Source organism: Roseateles sp. GW821-FHT02E12 (genome assembly GCF_059421665.1).
Map to the genome: position 1 here is coordinate 160,777 of NZ_JBWKVK010000001.1, position 18,371 is coordinate 179,147.

13 protein-coding genes are annotated in these 18,371 nt (G+C 69.1%); 3 read left to right on the forward strand and 10 right to left on the reverse strand.

The features are described 5' to 3' along the window. Window positions 1-3: 3 nt before the first annotated feature. A complete protein-coding gene (locus AC07V5_RS00750) occupies window positions 4-1,050 on the reverse strand; it encodes a PEP-CTERM sorting domain-containing protein (RefSeq protein ID WP_495113560.1) in 1,047 nt (348 codons plus the stop codon). 55 nt (window positions 1,051-1,105) lie between these two features. Beyond that, complete coding sequence (locus AC07V5_RS00755; protein ID WP_495113561.1) at window positions 1,106-1,939, reverse strand: class I SAM-dependent methyltransferase; 834 nt, start codon at window positions 1,937-1,939, stop codon at window positions 1,106-1,108. A 96-nt stretch (window positions 1,940-2,035) separates the two neighbouring features. On the opposite strand from AC07V5_RS00755, the gene AC07V5_RS00760 reads away from it, so the two are divergent. Then, window positions 2,036-2,956, forward strand: coding sequence for a LysR family transcriptional regulator (locus AC07V5_RS00760; protein WP_495113562.1), 921 nt, complete (start codon window positions 2,036-2,038; stop codon window positions 2,954-2,956). Window positions 2,957-2,968: 12 nt separating this feature from the next. Here AC07V5_RS00760 and AC07V5_RS00765 read toward each other — a convergent pair whose 3' ends face one another. From AC07V5_RS00765 to AC07V5_RS00800, 8 genes are all read right to left on the reverse strand, one after another. Further along, window positions 2,969-3,241 carry a plasmid stabilization protein gene (locus AC07V5_RS00765; protein ID WP_495113563.1) on the reverse strand — a complete coding sequence of 91 codons (273 nt, stop codon included), beginning with the start codon at window positions 3,239-3,241 and terminating at the stop codon, window positions 2,969-2,971. 86 nt (window positions 3,242-3,327) lie between these two features. Beyond that, on the reverse strand, window positions 3,328-5,328 hold the full coding sequence (locus tag AC07V5_RS00770) for a hybrid sensor histidine kinase/response regulator (RefSeq protein ID WP_495113564.1): 2,001 nt from the start codon (window positions 5,326-5,328) through the stop codon (window positions 3,328-3,330). A 74-nt stretch (window positions 5,329-5,402) separates the two neighbouring features. Further along, the gene (locus tag AC07V5_RS00775; protein ID WP_495113565.1) at window positions 5,403-6,869 is read right to left on the reverse strand and encodes an ATPase domain-containing protein; all 1,467 of its coding nucleotides are present in this window, start codon (window positions 6,867-6,869) and stop codon (window positions 5,403-5,405) included. Next, window positions 6,866-7,294 (reverse strand): hypothetical protein, encoded by a 429-nt coding sequence (locus AC07V5_RS00780; RefSeq protein WP_495113566.1) that lies wholly within the window; start codon window positions 7,292-7,294, stop codon window positions 6,866-6,868. The genes AC07V5_RS00775 and AC07V5_RS00780 overlap by 4 nt, the downstream gene beginning before the upstream one ends. 165 nt (window positions 7,295-7,459) lie before the next feature. Further along, the gene (locus AC07V5_RS00785) at window positions 7,460-8,515 is read right to left on the reverse strand and encodes an extracellular catalytic domain type 1 short-chain-length polyhydroxyalkanoate depolymerase (RefSeq protein ID WP_495113567.1); all 1,056 of its coding nucleotides are present in this window, start codon (window positions 8,513-8,515) and stop codon (window positions 7,460-7,462) included. 14 nt (window positions 8,516-8,529) lie between these two features. After that, window positions 8,530-8,952, reverse strand: coding sequence for a CopG family transcriptional regulator (locus tag AC07V5_RS00790; protein WP_495113568.1), 423 nt, complete (start codon window positions 8,950-8,952; stop codon window positions 8,530-8,532). Between the two features lie 73 nt (window positions 8,953-9,025). Continuing rightward, entirely contained in the window at window positions 9,026-11,641 is a 2,616-nt protein-coding gene (locus AC07V5_RS00795) for a zinc-dependent metalloprotease (protein WP_495113569.1), read from the reverse strand. A gap of 63 nt (window positions 11,642-11,704) precedes the next feature. Beyond that, window positions 11,705-15,442 (reverse strand): glycosyl hydrolase family 8, encoded by a 3,738-nt coding sequence (locus AC07V5_RS00800; protein ID WP_495113570.1) that lies wholly within the window; start codon window positions 15,440-15,442, stop codon window positions 11,705-11,707. Between the two features lie 245 nt (window positions 15,443-15,687). Between AC07V5_RS00800 and AC07V5_RS00805 the strand changes: the two genes are divergently transcribed. Together AC07V5_RS00805 and AC07V5_RS00810 are read left to right on the forward strand one after the other, a co-directional pair. Then, entirely contained in the window at window positions 15,688-17,295 is a 1,608-nt protein-coding gene (locus AC07V5_RS00805; protein WP_495113571.1) for a glycoside hydrolase family 43 protein, read from the forward strand. Further along, on the forward strand, window positions 17,292-18,302 hold the full coding sequence (locus AC07V5_RS00810; protein WP_495113572.1) for an aldose epimerase family protein: 1,011 nt from the start codon (window positions 17,292-17,294) through the stop codon (window positions 18,300-18,302). The genes AC07V5_RS00805 and AC07V5_RS00810 overlap by 4 nt, the downstream gene beginning before the upstream one ends. Window positions 18,303-18,371: the final 69 nt, after the last annotated feature.

Sequence of the window (18,371 nt, forward strand, 5' to 3'; positions counted from 1 at the left end):
GATCTAGCGGCGGCGCCGGCTGCCCAGCCACAGCAAGCCTGCGCACAGCAGCAGCGCCGCGCTCGGTTCAGGCACGGCTGTCACGCCACCGGGGCCGTACAAGGTGCCGGAGCCCGACGTGATCGTGAAGCCGGGCACCGCCTGCCCGCCGCTGTCGAACACCTCGATCCCCGTCAACTTGGCGCTCGTGAAGAAGCTCACGTCGCTGCCGCTGGCCGTCAGCAGGCCGGCGTTGGAGCGGGGGATGGTCGCCGCCCAAAGGCTGAAGGTGACGTCCTGCGCGACGCCGAAGACGATGGGGATGTTGAACGCGAACGTCGTCACTCCGGCCACGGTGAAACCGTTGGTCGCGTCGCCGGTGACCGCCATGCCGGGCAATGCCGCCTGGTAACCGCCATTGGCGTAAAGCGTCAGGCCGCTGCTCGCATTCATGATGCGAAAGGCCAGAAACGTTGGGCCGGAGCCGATCGAGTAGCCGAACTCGACCTCACTCTCCGTACGGCCGACATTGAACAGCGAGCCGTCGAAGGTGAAGGTGGGCCGGTAGGTGCCATTGCCGCTGCCACCGTTGATCGTCAAGGTCTCGATCTGCCGGGCACCCGCTTGTGATCCCGCGACGGTGCCGCTGTCAGAGGTGCCGGTGTAGCTCGACGTCGCCCGCACACCCAGGTCGCCATAACCGGCGCGTGCCTGGGCATTGCCGGTGAAGGTGCGCGGATCGCCCGGCGCGCCGAAGCTCACGGCCAGCGGAGCCGCCACGCTCACCGTGCCGCTTGTGGCGGTGGCGGTACGCGCCTGGCTGCCCACGCCGCAGATGGAGCCATCGGTCGGCAGCCCCGATTCCAGTGTTCTGCCGAAGATCGCCGCTCGGCTGTCAGGGGCGAAGGTGGAGCAGCTGAAGGGGCCGGCACCGGCACCGAAAGCCGAGTTGCCGCCCGCCGTGAGCACGTAAGTGTCAAGCCCGGGCGCCGCGCGCGCGGCGCCCGGTACCAGCGCAGCGGCGAACAGCGCGGCACCCAACAAGGGAAGCAGGGACTTGAGCTTTTGCATGAGATTTCCTTGAGAAGCGTTGAAGAGGCGAACGTGGTTGCGTCGGCGGAGGCGGTCAGGAGGCCGCTTCGGGCTTGCGTGCTGCCGTCAGCAGCAGCTCGTTCGGGCCCGCCCAGCCGGTCGACGTGCTGAATGCCTGCAACTGCAGGCGGATGTCGTCCCACGCGGCCTGTGCGGCGGCCTCGCCAAGGCCGTCGAGGATCTGCAGCACCGGACTGGCAGAACTTCGGATGAAGGCCAGGTAGTCGTCCACCGTCGGCATGTGGAAGACGGCATCCATCGCCGTCGTGGCGACGTCGCGAAACCCGGCCTCATGAAACAGCGTGTCGAGGTGGCCGGGGCGAGACAGGCTGAACAGGTTGCCGGGCGTGCCAGGATCACGGGCCGGCAAGCCGGCATGTCGAAGCGCCGTCGTCATCAGCGCAGCCACGCACGGGTTGCGCTGCGGCCCCGAGAACACGACGGTGCACACGCGCCCGCCGGGGCGCAGCGCGCGGTGCATTTCGCGCAGGCCCTGCAAGGGCTCGGGAAAGAGCATCAACCCCAGGCGGCACACCACCGCGTCGAAGGATGCCGGCTCGACAGGCAGGCCTTCGCCGTCACCGACCAGCCAGCGGACCTGCTCGAAGCCGGCGCGCTGCGCCCGCTGCTCGCCCAAGGCCACGAGGGCGGGCGACAGATCGACCGCCATGACCGCTCCCGCCGGGCCGACGCGCTCGGCGAGGCCGAGCGTCTGGCCGCCCGCGCCCGCGGCCACGTCCAGCACATGCGAGCCGCGCCGTACATCAGCCATGGCGATCATGGCATCGGTCGCCTGACGCAGCCATGCGTGGAGGGCCGGCGTATGCTGATCCCAGCCTGCGGCAGCGGCGTCCCAGTGGATGCGCACAGCGGCCTTGAAAGCGGTCCCGGATGCAGTCATGCCCTCAGGCTACGGCCGGACACGCTCCGGCGTAAGCCCCAAACATGCAGAACGGGAGCCGCAATGGCGCATACCCCCCAGGACTTCGACTGGGACGACCTGAAGCACCTGCTGGCCGTGGCCCGCCACGGCAGCACATTGGCAGCCGGCCGCGCGCTCGGGGTAGACCAGTCGACCGTGCAGCGGCGGCTGACGCTGCTGGAGCAGCGCTTCGGCCTGCCCTTGGTGCAGCGCCAGCCCAGCGGCTACCGGCTGACTGAGTTCGGCCAGGCGCTGCTGCCCCATGCCGAGCGTGTCGAGGACGCGGTGACGCAGTTAAAGCAGCAACTGCTCACCGCCACCGCCGAGGTGTCAGGCGTCATCCGCGTGACCTGCCCGGAGCCCATCGTCTACCGCATCACCCAATCGAAGCTGCTGGAACGGTTCAACGAGCGCTACCCGGCGCTGCAGGTGCACTTCGTCATGAGCGACAAGTACATCGACCTGGCCAAAGGCGAGGCCGACGTGGCGCTGCGCTCCGGCGATACCGGGGACGGCGGCGACGGCGCCCTGGTCGGCCGCAAGATCGGCGATTCGGTCTGGGCCGTGTATGCCAGCACCGCCTACATCGAGCGCCACGGCCGCCCGCAGCGGGTGGAAGACCTGCCGGGGCATGCACTCGTCGGCTTCGACGAGACGATGGCCAAGCACCGCATCGCGGGCTGGTTGCGCCAGGTGGCGCCCGACGCCGTGCTCGTCGCGCGCAGCAACAGCGTGCTGGGCCTGGTCTATTCGGCGAAGGCGGGCGTTGGCGTGGCGCCCTTGCCCGTCGCCCTGGGTGACGCCGAGCCCGACCTGGTGCGGGTCATCGAGCCCGTGCCGGAGCTGACGCGCATCTGGCGCCTGCTGACGACCGCGGAGCTGCGTCAAACACCGCGCGTCGCCGCGTTCTTCGACTTCATCGTCAGCGAGATCGACACGCTGCGGCCGATCATCACCGGCTGACGCAGCACACCCTCAGTGTTGCGTGCGGGCGCGCGCCGCGGCGTTGCGCTTGCGCGTCTCGGCGCCCTTCTTCGCGGAGGCTGAACGCTCCGCCGCCGTGCGGCTCGCGGCAGGCTTGCGGCCCGAGCCCGACTGCTTGCCGCCGCCGCTTTCCTTGTTCACCGTCGCCCAGGCGCGAGCTTCGGCTTCATCCTTGGGCACACCGCGCTTCTCGTAGCTTTCCTCGATGTGCTCGGCCTGACGTTTCTGCTTGTCCGTGTAGGACGACTTGTCTCCGCGAGGCATGGCGCACTCCAGCAGTTGCGACTGCTCCCACCATGCGACCGTGCGAGACGCGGGCCTGTAGGACGGCGCCCTGCTTACGTCCCGTGTCAGGCGACGGGCATCTCGTCGCGTGGCGAGAAGTGAACCGACCGAAGCACCTGCTCCAGCTCCTCGATATGCACCGGCTTGGTCAGGTGGGCGTTGAAGCCGGCGCTGCTGCTGTTCGCCTGATCCACCGCGCGGCCATAGCCGCTCAGGGCCACGATGGCCATCTGCAGCTCGGGCTGCTGCTGGCGGATGCGGCGCGCCAGTTCGTAGCCGTCCATGCCGGGCAGCCCGATGTCGAGCAGCGCCAGGTCGGGGGCGACGGTCGCCACCATCTGCAGCGCGGCGACCGGATGCGTGGCCACCCACACCTCGTGGCCGTACATGCGCAGCAGCATGCCCAGGGAATCGGCGGCGTCGTAGTTGTCGTCGACGATGAGGATGCGGCGGTGGACGGTGGGTGTGGAGCCCGGCGTGCCCGCCGGATCGGCCTGCGGCAGCTCGGCCTTGGCGGCCGCCACCAGGGGCAGCCGGATCACGAACTCGCTGCCCTGGCCAACACCGTCGCTGCGCGCGCTGACGCTGCCCGAATGCAGACCCACCAGGCTGCGCACCAGGGCCAACCCGACGCCAAGCCCGGCGTCACGCAGCTGCCCGTCGCCGCGCTCCTGGAAGAACAGGTTGAACACATGCGGCAGCGCCTCGGCGGAGATGCCGCGGCCATCGTCCTTGACGGTGATGACGGCCCGCTCGCCGTCCTGCCACGTCGTCAGCGAAATCGTGCCGCCCGGCGGCGTGTACTTGGCCGCATTGATCAGCAGGTTGGCGATGCATTGCTCCAGGCGCACCGTGTCGCCCAGGCAGGTCAAGGGCTGCGGTGATTCGTTGAACACGAACTGCTGGCGGCGCAGCTCGAGAAGGGGCCTGGCCATCGCGATGGCTTCCGCGGCGACGCCCCCGATCTGGATCCGTTCCAGGCGCAGCGTGACCTTGCCGGACGCGATCTTGGCAACGTCCTGCAGGTCATCCACAAGGCGCACCAGATGGCCCAGGTGGCGGCGCATCGTGGCGTGTTCGATCGTCTCGTGGCCGCCTCCGCGCAGGCGCATCACGTCCAGCGTGGTCACCAGCGGTGCCAGCGGGTTGCGCAGCTCATGGCCGAGCACGCTGAGGAACTCGTCCTTGTTCCTGGCCGCATGCTGCAACTCCGTCAGCAGCAGTTCCTTCTGTGCGGCCACCGCCGAAGCGGTCATCGCGGACAGCACCAGGTTCTGGTTGGCTTCCAGCAGCTGGGCCCCGTTCTTCGAAGTTCTCGACGCGGACGCGGTGGTTGGCGATTCCTGCATCGAGAAGAAGTGGTAACACCCGCCGCCCGCGCGCTTGCTGCGGTACATCGCCTGGTCGGCGCAGTCGACCAGATGCTCGACGTCGGTCGCGTCGTCGGGAAACACGCTGATGCCGATGCTGGCGGACACCCGTACCGCCACGCCACCCACTTGCGTGAGCTGGGACAGCGAGGCCAACAGCTTCTCGGCCACCACGCCGGGGTCTGCGGCGCCGGTGATCTCGGTCAGCAGCAGCACGAACTCGTCACCGCCCAGGCGGCATACCGTGTCGATCTCCCGGACCGCTGTGTTCAGGCACTGCCCGACCGCGCGCAACACGTCGTCACCGACCTTGTGCCCGAGCGTGTCGTTGATCTGCTTGAACCGGTCGAGGTCCAGGAACAGCAGGGCGAGCCGGGTGTCATGGCGCTTGGCGTGCGTCAGCGCCTGCGTGAAGCGGTCGACCAGCAGCAGCCGGTTCGGCAGCCCGGTCAGCCCGTCGAGTTCGGTCGACCGCGTCAGCTCGCTCACCAACTGCGCGGCCGACTCGGCCATGCCGCGCGAGCGCATCGCGTCGATCATCAGCTGCTCGTTCGCTTCCAGCAGCTGGTGCATCTGATGGCCGCCGAGCTGCGCCTGCGCCTGGGCGAGGTCGGCGAGCACGCCGGCCAGCTCGGCCCGCGCCGTGACGGTCTTGCTCTCCAGCGTGGCCACGTCGGCTTCAAGCGAAGTCGGCATAGGTCGGGGAGGTCCGGGCCTGGGTTCCATACGCTTCCTGCTGGTGCCTTGACGTGAGCCGAACGGCGGAGCGGCTAGGCCTCGTCGGCAGTGAGGGCCCGGCGCCGGGTTGCCGGGCGACCGCCCAGCAGGCCTTCCTGCCCAGCAAGCGTCGTGCCTATGACGATGCCGCTGTCGTCGATGCGGTACTCGCGCAGCTGGTCCGAGTGCTTGCTGTCGCGCACCTTGACCACCGCGAGCACACGCCGCAGCCGGCTTTCCACCTCGATGTAGCGCTGCACGATGATCGCGTCGGTCATGAAGGCCGTGCCGTAGGGGCTGAAGCGCAGGTCGGTGTAGCGGTCCTCGAGCTCGGATGTCATCAGCACTGTCACCCCAAGCCCGGTCAGCGACGCCACCAGGCGCAGCAGCGATTCACGGAAATCCTCCTTGAACGACGGCCCGAGGGCCAGCTCGAAGCCGGACAGCGAGTCGATGACGACACGGGTGGCCTTCAGCCGGCCGATCTCCCGGGCCAGCAGATGCATCACCTCTTCGATCGAGATGTCGGTCGCGTGGCTCTCCACCAGGCCGATGCGGTCCTGCGCGATGTTCCGCGCCAGCTCCGCGTTGGGCGCCCGGTTGGGGCGCCGCTCGAAGGCGGCGATGACGCCGGTCTCGCCGTTGCGCACCCCGGCGTTCAGGAAGGCCGCGGCCATGATGCTCTTGCCCGACCCGGACGGCCCGGCCAGCAGCAGCGAGTAGCCGCGCGGCAAGCCGCCGCTCATCATCTCGTCCAGCCCGGGCACGCCCATCGAGGCGCGGTCTTCGACGGCATGGGGTGCCGCAGCGCCTGCTGCACTGGGCGCCGGCACGAAGATCTGCAGCCCGTCGTTGGTGATGCGGAAGGCGTGCAGACCGGGCAGCGAGGGCTGGCCGCGCATCTTCATGATCTCCATCTTGCGCACCATGGCATTGCGCTGCACGTTCTGGCGCATCCAGATCAGCCCGTCTGCCACGGTGAACACCGGGTTGGCGTCGGTGTCGGTGAAGTACTCGCCGATCAGGAAGGTGGTGGCCTGCCAGCTCGTCATCAACATGCCGAGCTGCTGCATGAAGCGCTGCAGATGGTTGTGCTCGTTGCCGCCGCCGTGCGTGGCCAGCACCACCGAGCGGAAGGAGTCGACGAACACCAGCGCCGGCTCATGCTTGGCGACTTCTTCCGTGATGCGCGCCAACACATGCTCCAGGTCACCGGCCATCGCCTCGTCGCAGAGGTTGACGAAGCGCACGCTGCGGTTGATGGCGTCATGGTCGAAGAAGCTGAACTGCTGCTGGTAGCGCAGCATCTTCAGCGGCGGCTCGCCCAGCACGGTGAAGTACAGCGCCGGCCTGGCCTCGGTCGCCAGCGCGAACATGATCTGGTGCGCCAGCGTGGTCTTGCCGCAACCGGGCTGGCCGGCGATCAGGTTGAACGAGAACTCGGGCAACCCGCCACCCAGCAAGTCGTCCAGGCCGGGCACGCCGGTCGACAGGCTGTTGATCGTCACTTTGGAAGTCATGGGGTGGGGTCCTGCGCCGGGGGAGCGCTTGAAGAAGTCGACCAGGCGGTCTGGAGCAGTCGTTCACTCAGTGGAGCGCCGATCAGGGTCGCGAGCAGCTCGCAAAAGATCTCGAACAGGGCACTGCCCGCCTCACTCGCCTGCGCCGGCGGCTGTGCGGCAAACAGGGCGGTCAGCTGGCCCAGATCGACGGCGTCATCGCCGCCCGCCTTGAGCGGCGCGAGCCACGCGTGGCTCGCGGCAGCCAGGTGCAGCGTGCGCTTGAACAAGGCCGCGACGCCACGGCGCCCCACGATGGGCTGCAGGGCGGTCTCGATATCCGCCCACAGCGCGCTGATCGCAGTGGCAATCTGTCGGGAGTCGGCATCCTCCGCGACACGGTGGTGAAGAGGAGCCGTAAACCGGCGGCTCTCTTGGCTGTCCATGGTCGTGGGGGTTAGCGGTAGTAATTCAGTTTAGGCGTCCTGGCGCGGCGTGCCGGCCGGCACAAGTAACAGCCCCCTAGGGCTACAAAGGCCTCAACGCAACGGGATGTCCCTTGAATCAATGACAAGCCGGTGCCGGAATTGGCGCCGCGAGGACCGCTCCAGTCAGCGCTCGAAGAAGAACCGCATCATTTCCGCGCTGGCATCGGGACCGCGGCCGTCGGCATACGAGCCCGAGGGGTCGCCACCTGACCAAGCGTGGCCGGCGCCATGCACCAGCCATTGCTCGGTGACGACCCGGCCTTGCGCGTCCTTGTGCAGCCGTCGCGTGCACGAGCGCGCGCCGTGCTGGAGGCCGGGCTGTTCGTCGACGCTGACGGCCGCGCCGCCATGGGCCGCAGCCACCCGGTCGGCGTTGCCCGGGTGAACCGTAGCGTCGGCATCGCCATGGAAGACGATCATGCGGACGCTGGACTTCGCCTTGCCGGCCCAGGCTGGGCCGGCATGACCCTGCATCGCCGCCAGGGCGCCCGGCAGGTCACGGGCCGCACCGGCCGGCAGCCCGGAGTGCACGCCGGCCGCGGCGAAAAGGTCGGGATGCGTCTCGGCCAGGATCGCCGCCATCGCGCCGCCCGCCGACAGGCCGGCGACGTAGATGTGCGCCGGGTCAACGCCATGGGTTTCGGCAATGTGCCTCGTCATCGCAGCCAGCAGGGCGGGTTCGCCACGGTTGGGGCCCTGATGGTTGTGCTTGAACCAGTTCCAGCAGCCTTGCGCATTGGCCTGGCGCGTCTGCGCCGGATAGAGCACGAGCGCGTTGTAGCCGGCGCCGAGCGCGTTCATGCGCGTGCCCTTGGCGAAGTCGTCAGGGTTCTGCGTGCAGCCGTGCAGCATGACGACCAGCGCGCGTGGCTTGTCGGCCCGCGCTGCGGGAATGAACAGGCGGTAGTCGCGCGCGCCGGCACGGTGGGTGTAGTGGCCGGAGACGAACTGAGAGTCCGTACTGGCCTCGGGCGCGGCCACCGGCGCCGGGTCTTCAATGACGCGTGCTTCGATGTCGATGACGGTGTCGTCAACTGCCGGCGAGGGCGGGGCCTGCGCGGTGCCGCGGCCCAGCGCGGTGGCAATGGCCGCCATCGCGGCCCGGAGGTCACCGGCGCGCGTGAGCGCGGTGGCGTCTCTCATCAATTGGCCGAACTGCGGATGCATGGGCGCTTTCATGGGTCGGCGCGGTGCTACAGCAGCCGTCCGACGAGCGCCGTCTTCACAGCGGGAGGTGCATGGAGGGCGCCGAGCACGGTCAGCGACTCGATGGTGGCGAGCGCCAGCTCGGGCGTGACGTCGGGCGCGATGACGGCCAGGCCCAGCACGCGGATCTGCAGCTTCTGCCCCGCCGCCTGAACCTCGGCCAGGTCGGCCGCGCTGAACTGCTGGATGCCCAGCACGATGCTCTTGCGCGTGACCACCTGGCGCACCACGTCCGCATGCGTCGCGAGCTGGTTGCGGATGGCCGTGCGGATCAGGTCGCTGCGGTTGGCATAAAAGCCTTCCTGCACCAGCAGGTCGATCTGGCCAAGGTCGACACAGCCGATGTTGAGGGTCAGCTTTTCGTCGACGGGCTTGGCCGCCTTGGGCGAGAGCAGGGGTGCGGAGGGCATGGCGCCATCATGCAACCATCCACTTGGAATCCACTAACCTTATTTTGTAAGTGTTCTGGGGCGCCGGCCCGCCTCAGTCGCCGCCCTGCCCAAGCAGCAACGCAGGCCAGGGCCAGCACTGCGAGTGATCCGCGGGCTCCCAGGCATCCGCGCCCTGGTAGCCGATGACGCGCAGCAGGCTTGCCAGCGGGTTGGCGGCGGGGGCGAACCTGGGATCGAGGGCCTTGTCGATGGTGTCCACCAGGCCTTGCAGGTGGGCGCGCTGGGTGCGGTCGCCGCTGGCGGACTTGGCACCGATCACGCTCTTCAGGTCGCGCAGCTCGGCCCGCACCACGGCCTGGCCGTCGTCCAGGCCCATCAGGCTGGCGATGCTGAAGCCGGTGAAGTTGAGGCGAGCGGCCAGGGTGTCGACATAGTGGCGCTGCAGGCCGCGGCGCGAGGCCGCGATGGCAGCCCCGCTGGCGAGCTCGGTGAACACGGTGCGGCGCAGGTCGGCCAGCAGATCGTCCACACGGTAGGCCTGGGCGCCGTGCTCGGCCTCCTGGGCCACCAGGCGCTGCGTGCGGGCGGGGTCCAGCAGCATGCGCAGCAGGCTGCGCTGGTAGGTGCTGAGCATGCCGGAGGGCTCGGAGGCGCGCAGGCGCTGCGTCACGGCCGGGTCCAGCAGCCATTGCGGCGAGGCCTGCAGTTGGTCGGTCAGGAACTTCACCGCGCGCACTTGCTGGGCGCGAGGCACGGGCGTGGAGATGGCGCCGGGCTGGTCGTTGTGCTTGTTCTGCACGCTGTAGCCGCCCACGATGGCGGCCACGTGGCCGAGCTCGCGCAGCCACTGCGTCCAGGTGGCGCGGTAGAGGTCCTCCAGGGTCTTGTCGGCCTTGCCGTCCTGCGGCACAACGGAGGGCAGCATCTTGACCACGCGCTGCAGGTTGCGCAGGCCCAGGGTGGTGGCGGCCACGGCGTCCGCATCGCCCACGGCCTCGGCGTTCTCGCCGAAGTCGCCGCCCTCGGCCTTGGGCGCGCTGAAGCGCAACCAGGGCTTGCTGTCCTGCTCACGCGCCCACAGGTTGAGCTGCTGGCGCTCGTCTTCGGGCGTCTTGGCGCTGGGGATGGGGGTGTAGCCCCAGCGGGTGGCGAAGAGGTCGTAGGGGCCGATCTTGGGAATCAGCAGCGCGGGGTCGACCTTGTCCTCCGGCTGGACGAGGTAGTTGAAGCGGCTGTAGTCCATCAGCGTGGGCACGTGGCCCATGGTCTTGAGCCACTGGGGGTCGCGCAGCTTGTCCACCGGGTAGAGGGAGCTGGACTTCATGTTGTGCGGGAAGCCCAGCGAATGGCCCACCTCGTGCGTGACGACGAAGGCCACCAGGTCGCCCATGAGGTCGTCGGGCAGCGGCAGCTTGCGGGCGCGCGGGTCCAGCGGGCCCACCTGCGTGACGTACCAGTCGCGCTGCAGCTGGACGATGTTGTGGAACATCACGATGTTGGCGTTCAGGATCTCGCCGCTGCGCGGGTCCGCCAGGTGCGGGCCGTAGGCGTTGGCGATGGGCGACGGCACCCAGCGGATGACGCTGTAGCGCACGTCCTCCGGGTCGAACTCGGGGTCTTCCTCGGCCGTGGGGAAGGGCCGCGCCTGCACCGCGTTCTTGAAGCCCGCGGCCTCGAAGGCCTCGTTCCAGGCCTCCACGCCCTTCTTCACATAGGGCACCAGCGCGGTGGGCGTGGCCTTGTCGATGTACCAGACGATGGGCTTGACCGGCTCGCTCACCGCGGCGGCGGGGTCCTTCTTCTCCAGCCGCCAGCGGGTGATCAGGCGCTCACGCCGGCCCTCCTGCAGGCCGGCGCCGAAATCGGTACGGCTGACGCTGAAGAAGCCCACGCGGTCGTCCAGCAGGCGCGGCATCATGGGCTGCTGGGGCAGCTGCACGATGCTGTAGGCCAGGTTGAGCGACACGCTGCGCGCGGGCTGCATCTGCGGCAGCACGGGCAGGCCCGGAATCGTGGGCATGGGCGTCGGCGTGACGGTGTAGGTGTGCACCGCGTCCACCCGCACGCTGCCGGGGAAGGCCTTGGTCTGCTCGACATAGCTGCGGCTGCTGTCCACGCCACCCCGCACCATCGCGCGGGCGCTGAAATCGCCCACCTCGGAATTGAACAGGCGCGTGACCTCGATCACCGGCGCGCCTTCCTTGCCGAAGGCCTCCACCGGAAACACCGCCAGGATGGCGTCGCGCTGCGACAGGCGCACGGCGTCCTCGATCGGGCTGCCCGGGGCGCTCACCGCGTCGTGCGACACCAGCTGCAGCATGACGCGGTTTTGCTTGAGCACGAAGCGCAGCACGTCCTGGTTGAGCGTGCGCCCCACATGCTCCTGGCCCGCCGGTACGGCGGTGGCGTTGGCCACCATCAGCAGCGGCTGCTCCAGCAAGGCCTTGGGGATCTCGAAATACAGCTTGTTCTTGAGGTTATGGACGCGGAACAAGCCCTCCTGCGTCTTGGCCTCGGCCGTGATGACCTTGTCGAAGGGCTTGGGCTCGCTCACGTCGGGCACGGCGGGGGTGGGCCGGCCCGCGCCAGCGGGCGCCGAGGCGCCGGAGGCCGGCGCAGAGGGGGGCGTCTGGGCGAGGGCTTGGCTAACGGCCAGAGCCAGCAGCAGGGCGGCGGACAGCGCCCTGCTTTGCGTCTTGTTCTTCATGGCATCCCTTGAGTCTGGCGCACCACCGCGCGCGCGGTGGGCATCATAGGCAAGGGGCCGCACTCACCAGGCCTTGAAGCGCCCCGTGACGTGCAGCATGGCCATGAATTGCAGCAGGCCGTCGTAGTAGCGCCACTGGCCGCTCGGCGGCTGCAGCGCCCACAGGTCGCTGACGAAACGACCCGCCAGCGGCTTGTCGACCAGCAGCGCCGCAACGGCATTGCTGGCGGTGAGGCCCTTGGAGGGCTCGTCGTTGAGCGGCTTACCGTCCAGCGTGTAGAGATGGGGGTAAGGCTTGCCATCCTTGCCCTGGGCCGCGAAGAAGCCGAGCAGCTTGCGGCTCAGGCCGGCGGCGTCGGGATTCTTGTCCCACCAGGCCTGGTCCACGCTCCAGTTCACGGCGGTGCGGAAGGCGTCGTAGCGGAAGTCCTCGTGGCCCTCGTGCACGCGCGGGCGGCCGTCGAACTCGGCGTAGTCGGGCGTGAGGCCGGTCTTGGGATGCGCCGAAACCGAGAAATAGGAACGGCTGATCTCGGCGATCTCGGCCCAGCGCTTGCGGTCCTCGGGCTTGGCGGCGCGGCGGGCCCAGAGTTCGTAGAACGCGGGCAGGTGGTAGGACGGGTCGCTGTAGTCGGCGGCCTCGCCGATGGGCACGAAGACGACCTGGCCGCGGTCGGGCGAGAACATCGAGCGAACCCCGTCGACGATGCCGCCGTTCATCGTCTCCTTGTGCAGCATAGTGCTGAGCAGCACCTGGGCCTGGGCGTTGTAGTCATAGAGCCCTTGGCCGTTGCCCCAGCGGCTGGCGGCCATCAGCAGCGCGGTGGCGAAGTACTCCTCGCCGTCGGACGCGGGCACGGCGTCCTTGGCGCAGCCGGCGGGCAGGCATTGCCAGCGGAAGTAGCCCTTGCGCGGCCCTGCGGCGTAACGCATGTGCGTGGCGGCCCAGTTCCACAGCGCGTCGAACTCGGCCTTGCGGCCCATCTGCACGGCAATCATCATCCCGTAGGACATGCCTTCGCTGCGCACGTCGGCGTTGCCCACGTCCAGCACGTAGGCGGCCGGGCCGTCGGGCGTGGCCGCGGCCGGATAGACGACGCGGTGCTCGGCGCCGCCCTCGAAAAGAGAGGTCCAGTAGCCGGCCAATCTGCGGTCGATATCGGCCTCGCTGATCTCCGGGCGGATCTCGCGCAGCAGGTTGCGGTACTTGCCGGTCTGCGCCGCACCGCGGGGAGGAGCCGTGATGGACTGCAGCGGCGCGAGCACCAGCTTTTGCAGCACGGCGTTGTCGTCCAGCCGCCAGACGCGGATGACATGGCGGCCGGGCAGCAGGCTGGCGAAGCGCGCGTTGAGCACGAAACCGTTGTCCTTGACGGCCTGGGCCCAGTCCTTCTCCGGGCGGCTCAGCTCGGGGCCCGCGGTGGGCAACAGGTTGAGCGTGAGCGGCTGCGCCGGCAGGTCGTCGATGGCGACGGCCAGCCGGATGCCACCGGCGTTGCGCGTGTCCAGCGTGGGCACCATGTGCAGCTCCAGCAGCATGTCGCCGCTGTGGCGCGTGTCGACGTCGTACTCCAGCCGCACGCCGTCGGCCAGCGTCGTCGGCGCTCGGCCCTGCGGCAGCGTCGTCACCGCGCCCAGGCCGTGGCCGAGGTTGGGAATGGCCGTCCACGCGAGGCCCTGGCCGTTGAGGGCGCGGCTGAAGCGAGTCGCTTCGATCGTGATGGCCGTCGAAGCCGCGGGAGAGGCGCGCTCCAACTGGCGCTGCACGTCGGCGGCATCGGCACTGCCGGGCACGCGCTTCACGGCCGGCATGATGTTCTTGTCCGGCTGCTGCCAGCTCGTGTAGCCGATATGGGTCTGCAGCATCATGCCGGCCCACTTGCCGCCGGCAATGGCGTGGTACTGGTCGGCAATGGCCTGGTCGCGCTGGAAGGCCGCCTCGGCGCGGTCGGCGAAAACGTTGGCGCGCGCATCGCCGGCCGCGGCCAGCTTGCGGTTCCAGGCTGCGGCGTAGTGCAGGCGGTACAGGTTGGCCATCGCCAGCACCGGGTGCTCGACGAGCTGGAAGTAGGCGTCGAGCTGATCGGGCCGCAGGCCGGCCTTGATCTTCGCCACTCGCGCCTCCAATGCCTCCCAATCAGCGACTCGGCGGCCGAAGTCGCCACCGTCCAACGCGTCGGGCGAGGCATTGCCGAGGCGGAAGCTGTCGGGGTCGATCAGCTCGGGCTTGCGCCGCGCGGCGTACTGGCTGTAGCGCGTGACGGCCTCGCCGATGTCGGCAGCCTGAGCCGGGCCGAAGGTCTGCGCCGCCCATTCTTTCGGGTAGGCAGCCAGCGCCGCCGACGTCATGGCCTTGGGCGACCAGGCCATGTCGAGGAAGAAGTGGATCGGGAACTCCATCGGCTTGATGTCGCCGACGTTGACGATCCACAGCGCATCGGCGCCGCGCTCGTGCGCGAGGCTCATCTGCTGCCAGGTCTTCTCGATCTGGTTGGTGTTGAGCCACTTGTAGTTGCGCGGCCCGCCGACGTAGTCGAAGTGGTAGTAAACGCCGTAGCCGCCTTTGCGCTGCAAGTCCTGCGTCGGCAGGCGGCGGATCTGGCCCCAGTTGTCGTCGCAGAACAGCAGCAGCACGTCGTCGGGCACCTTCATGCCCTTGTCGTAGTAGTCCTGCACCTCCTTGTAGAGGGCCCACATCTGCGGCGTCTTGTCGGCCGGCTGGCGCGTCACATCGGCCAGGATCTGGCGCTGGTCCTTGACGATGCCTTCGAGCAGGCCGATGGCCGTGCCCTCGCTCATGGCCTCGTCGCCGTCACCGCGCATGCCGATGGTGACGAGGCTGTCGAAGGCCTTGCCATCGGGCCGGCCCATCATGCGCTGGGCGCCACCGCGCCAGAACTCGCGCAGCTTGTCGGGGTTCTTGGCGTAGTCCCAGCGGCCGCCCTTGAAGCGCGTCCATTCGTCGTGGGCACGCATCATGGGCTCGTGGTGGGAGGTGCCCATGACGACGCCCATCTCGTCCGCCAAGGCCATGTTGCGCGGGTCGTCGGCGCCGAAGGCGCGCGGCTGCCACATCGCCGGCCACAGGTAGTTGCCGCGCAGGCGCAAGATCAGTTCGAAGACGTGCTCGTAGAAGGCCGCGTTGGTGCCGCCGAACTTGGCCTGCGCCCAGGTGCTGAGCGCCGGCGCCTCGTCGTTGATGAAGATGCCGCGGTACTTGACCGTCGGCTGATCACTGCGCGCGCCGGCCGCGAGGTAGACGTCGCGCTTCTTCTCGACCGGCACATCCGCCCACCAGGCCCAGGGGCTGACGCCGATGCGGGCCGAGAGGTCGTAGGTGCCGAAGACGGCGCCGCGGCGGTCCGAGCCGACGATGACGAGGGCGCGCGGGACGCCCGGCCAGGGCTGGTCGACGACCACCTGGCGGTAGGCCTCCCACTGGCCCTTGAGTTCGCCCAGCGGCAGCTTGTGCCGCTTGAGCAGATCGTCCAGCACGGGGCTGCGACCCAGCTCGCCAATGACGACGACCTCGCCCCGCGCATCGCCGATGCGGTTCAGCAGCGCGGCCGGGCGGCCGGACACGCGTTCCAGGTCGGCGGCGAAGTTGCGGCTCGCGTGCAGCAGGGCCGAGTCTGCGCCGGCATCCACGTAGACCGCGGCCGGCTGCCCCGCCTTCACCAAGGCCAGGCCGCGGCCGGGGTCTCGCCCGCAGACGGACACCGGCGTGTCGCAGGCCAGGGCCGGCCCGCAGACGCAGGCCGCGGCCAGCAGCCCGGCCATCGACTTCATGAAACGCTTCACCGCTTGTCTCCAGGCGCCGGCACCCTGCGACGGGCACTCTTTCGCCATTGATGTTTACGCAATCAGTTTTGTCGCCTTTGGACGGCAGCCACTGCTTGTCAGGATTTTCCCTGGTACTGCAGCCACTTTTGCCGCGCTCATGTCACCGAGACAAGCTCCAGAAAACCGCATCACAATCGATTTATGGTAGCGTAACCTTTTCGACGACGCCAGCGCAATCACCCGCGCACGCCAACCCCGAAGTCATGATCCGCAACCCCGTGCTGCCCGGCTTCAACCCGGACCCTTCGTTCTGCCGCGTCGGCGACGACTTCTACATCGCGACCTCCACCTTCGAGTGGTACCCGGGCGTGCAGATCCACCACTCGCGCGACCTGGTGAACTGGACGCTGGTGTCTCGGCCGCTGACCCGCAAGAGCCAGCTCGACCTGCGCGGCAACCCCGACTCCTGCGGCGTCTGGGCGCCCTGCCTGTCGTACGCCGACGGGCAGTTCTGGCTGGTCTACACCGACGTCAAGCGCTTCGAAGGCAACTTCAAGGATGCGCACAACTACATCGTCACGGCGCCCAGCATCGAGGGGCCGTGGAGCGACCCGGTCTACGTGAACTCGTCGGGCTTCGATCCCTCGCTTTTCCATGACGACGATGGCCGCAAGTGGTTCGTCAACATGCTGTGGAACCACCGCACCGGCTCCATCGGCGGCCAACCCAAGGCGCCGGCCTTCGACGGGATCCTGCTGCAGGAATGGGACGCCAAGAGCGCCAAGCTCGTCGGCCCCGTCACCAACATCTACCGCGGCACGTCGCTGGGCCTCGTCGAAGGGCCGCACCTGTTCAAGCGCAAGGGCTGGTACTACCTCGTCACGGCCGAAGGCGGCACGGGCTACAGCCACGCGGTGACGATGGCGCGGTCGCGCGAGCTGCACGGCCCCTACGAGACGCATCCGCAGCAACACGTCGTCAGCAGCAAGGACGCGCCCGACGCGCCGCTGCAGCGCGCCGGCCATGGCCAGGTCGTCGAGTTGAAGGACGGCAGCACCTATCTCGCCCACCTCTGCGGCCGCCCGCTGCCGGGCACGCAGCGCTCGCCGCGCGGCCGCGAGACAGCAATCCAGCGCTGCGTGTGGGGCGATGACGACTGGCTCTACCTCGAGCACGGCGGCATGGCGCCGGCAGTGGACGTGCCCGCGCCGTTTGCTGGCGCCGAGCCCAAGCCGCGCGAGGCCGTGCGGCGCAGCTTTGTCGACTGCCCGGCCCTGCCGCCCGAGTTCCAGTGGCTGCGCACGCCCGAACCCGAGCGCCTGTTCACGCTGACCGGCACCGCGCTGCGGCTGACGGGCCGCGAGTCGGTCGGCAGCTGGTTCGAGCAGAGCCTGGTGGCGCGCCGCCAGGAGGATGCAAGCTTTCGCGCCGAGACGGCAATCACGCACTTCGCGCCCGACACCTACCAGCAGGCCGCCGGCCTCACGCACTACTACAACCGCCACAAGTTCCACGCCCTGGTCGTGACCTGGCAGGACGGCCTGGGCCGCGTGCTCAGCATCCTGTCCTGCCCCGGCGACTGGCCGGACAACCGGCTGCAGTTCCCGCTGGCCGAGCCGGTGGTGTTGCCGGCCGATGGGCCGGTGCGGCTCGCGGCCGACGTTGACGGCGTCACGCTGCAATTCCTCGCCGACTGGGGCCAAGGCTGGCAGCCCGTCGGGCCGGTGCTGGACGCCAGCGTCATCTCCGACGAAGGCGGCCGCGGTGAGCATGGTTCCTTTACCGGCGCCTTCATTGGCATGCTGGCCTTCGACACCAGCGGTTCTGCACGCACGGCGGACTTCGCAAGCTTCGACTACGCGCCGCGATGACTGCGGTGGTCCACACGCTGGGCACGCCGGGCGGCTTGCAGATCCAGGTCAGCAACTACGGCGCACGCTGGCTGTCCTGCCTCGTGCCCATGCCCGATGGCAGCCGCCGCGAGGTGGTGCTCGGCCATGCAACGCTGGCCGACCATGCCCGCGAGCCCGGCTTCTTCGGCGCCGTCGTCGGCCGCTATGCCAACCGCATCGGTGGCTCGGCCTTCACGCTGGATGGGCGCGAACACCGCCTCGTTGCGAACGAGGGCGCCAACCAGCTGCACGGCGGGCCAGAGGGCTTCGACCGCCGCAGCTGGGCGGTCGCCGACGTTGGCCCGCTGCACCTGCGCCTGACGCTGCACTCGCCGGACGGCGACCAGGGCTACCCCGGCGATGTGGACGCCGAGGTGGAGTACCGCGTGGACCCATCCCGCGCGGCGGTCACGCTGCACTTCGGCGCGCGCACCTCGGCGCCCTGCCCCGTCAGCCTCACCAGCCACCCCTACTTCAACCTCGACGGCGGCACGGCGCCGGTGCTGGGCCATCGCCTGCGCGTGATGGCAGATCACATGCTGCCGGTGCGCCCCGACATGATCCCGACCGGCGAAATGGCGCCGGTGGACGGCACGCCATTCGACCTGCGCCAGCTTCGCCGCATTGGCGACGGCCTGGGCCAGGGCGAGCAGCAGCAGCGGGGCAGCGGCTACGACCACTGCTTCGCGCTCGACGACGCAGCCGCCCGCGGCGAACTGGCCGCAGCCGAACTGGTATCGACCGACGAGCGCCTGGCGATGCGCCTGTTCACCGACTACCCCGGCCTACAGGTCTGCAGCGGCAACTTCGTGCAGAACTCGCGCGGCCGCGATGGCCTGCCCTTCGAGCGCCACGCCGGCATCGCGCTGGAGCCGCAGTTCTTTCCCGATGCACCCAACCACCCGGTCTGGCGTGAGCAGGGCTGCATCGTGCGCCCGGGGCAGCCGCTGTCCCGGTGGATGCGGGTGGGGTTCCAGGTCGACTGAGAGCCGGGTCGGAGACTTCGGCAGGCTTTGCTGGGATGCTGCTTTGCAGCGGAAGCGGCCGTCGGCAGT

Coding starts and splice junctions, on each gene's coding strand:
- AC07V5_RS00750 (WP_495113560.1), bottom strand. CDS start 1,050: ATGCAAAAGCTCAAGTCCCTGCTTCCCTTGTTGGGTGCCGCGCTGTTC.
- AC07V5_RS00775 (WP_495113565.1), bottom strand. CDS start 6,869: ATGACTTCCAAAGTGACGATCAACAGCCTGTCGACCGGCGTGCCCGGC.
- AC07V5_RS00810 (WP_495113572.1), top strand. CDS start 17,292: ATGACTGCGGTGGTCCACACGCTGGGCACGCCGGGCGGCTTGCAGATC.
- AC07V5_RS00805 (WP_495113571.1), top strand. CDS start 15,688: ATGATCCGCAACCCCGTGCTGCCCGGCTTCAACCCGGACCCTTCGTTC.
- AC07V5_RS00795 (WP_495113569.1), bottom strand. CDS start 11,641: ATGAAGAACAAGACGCAAAGCAGGGCGCTGTCCGCCGCCCTGCTGCTG.
- AC07V5_RS00785 (WP_495113567.1), bottom strand. CDS start 8,515: ATGAAAGCGCCCATGCATCCGCAGTTCGGCCAATTGATGAGAGACGCC.
- AC07V5_RS00790 (WP_495113568.1), bottom strand. CDS start 8,952: ATGCCCTCCGCACCCCTGCTCTCGCCCAAGGCGGCCAAGCCCGTCGAC.
- AC07V5_RS00760 (WP_495113562.1), top strand. CDS start 2,036: ATGGCGCATACCCCCCAGGACTTCGACTGGGACGACCTGAAGCACCTG.
- AC07V5_RS00770 (WP_495113564.1), bottom strand. CDS start 5,328: ATGCCGACTTCGCTTGAAGCCGACGTGGCCACGCTGGAGAGCAAGACC.
- AC07V5_RS00780 (WP_495113566.1), bottom strand. CDS start 7,294: ATGGACAGCCAAGAGAGCCGCCGGTTTACGGCTCCTCTTCACCACCGT.
- AC07V5_RS00765 (WP_495113563.1), bottom strand. CDS start 3,241: ATGCCTCGCGGAGACAAGTCGTCCTACACGGACAAGCAGAAACGTCAG.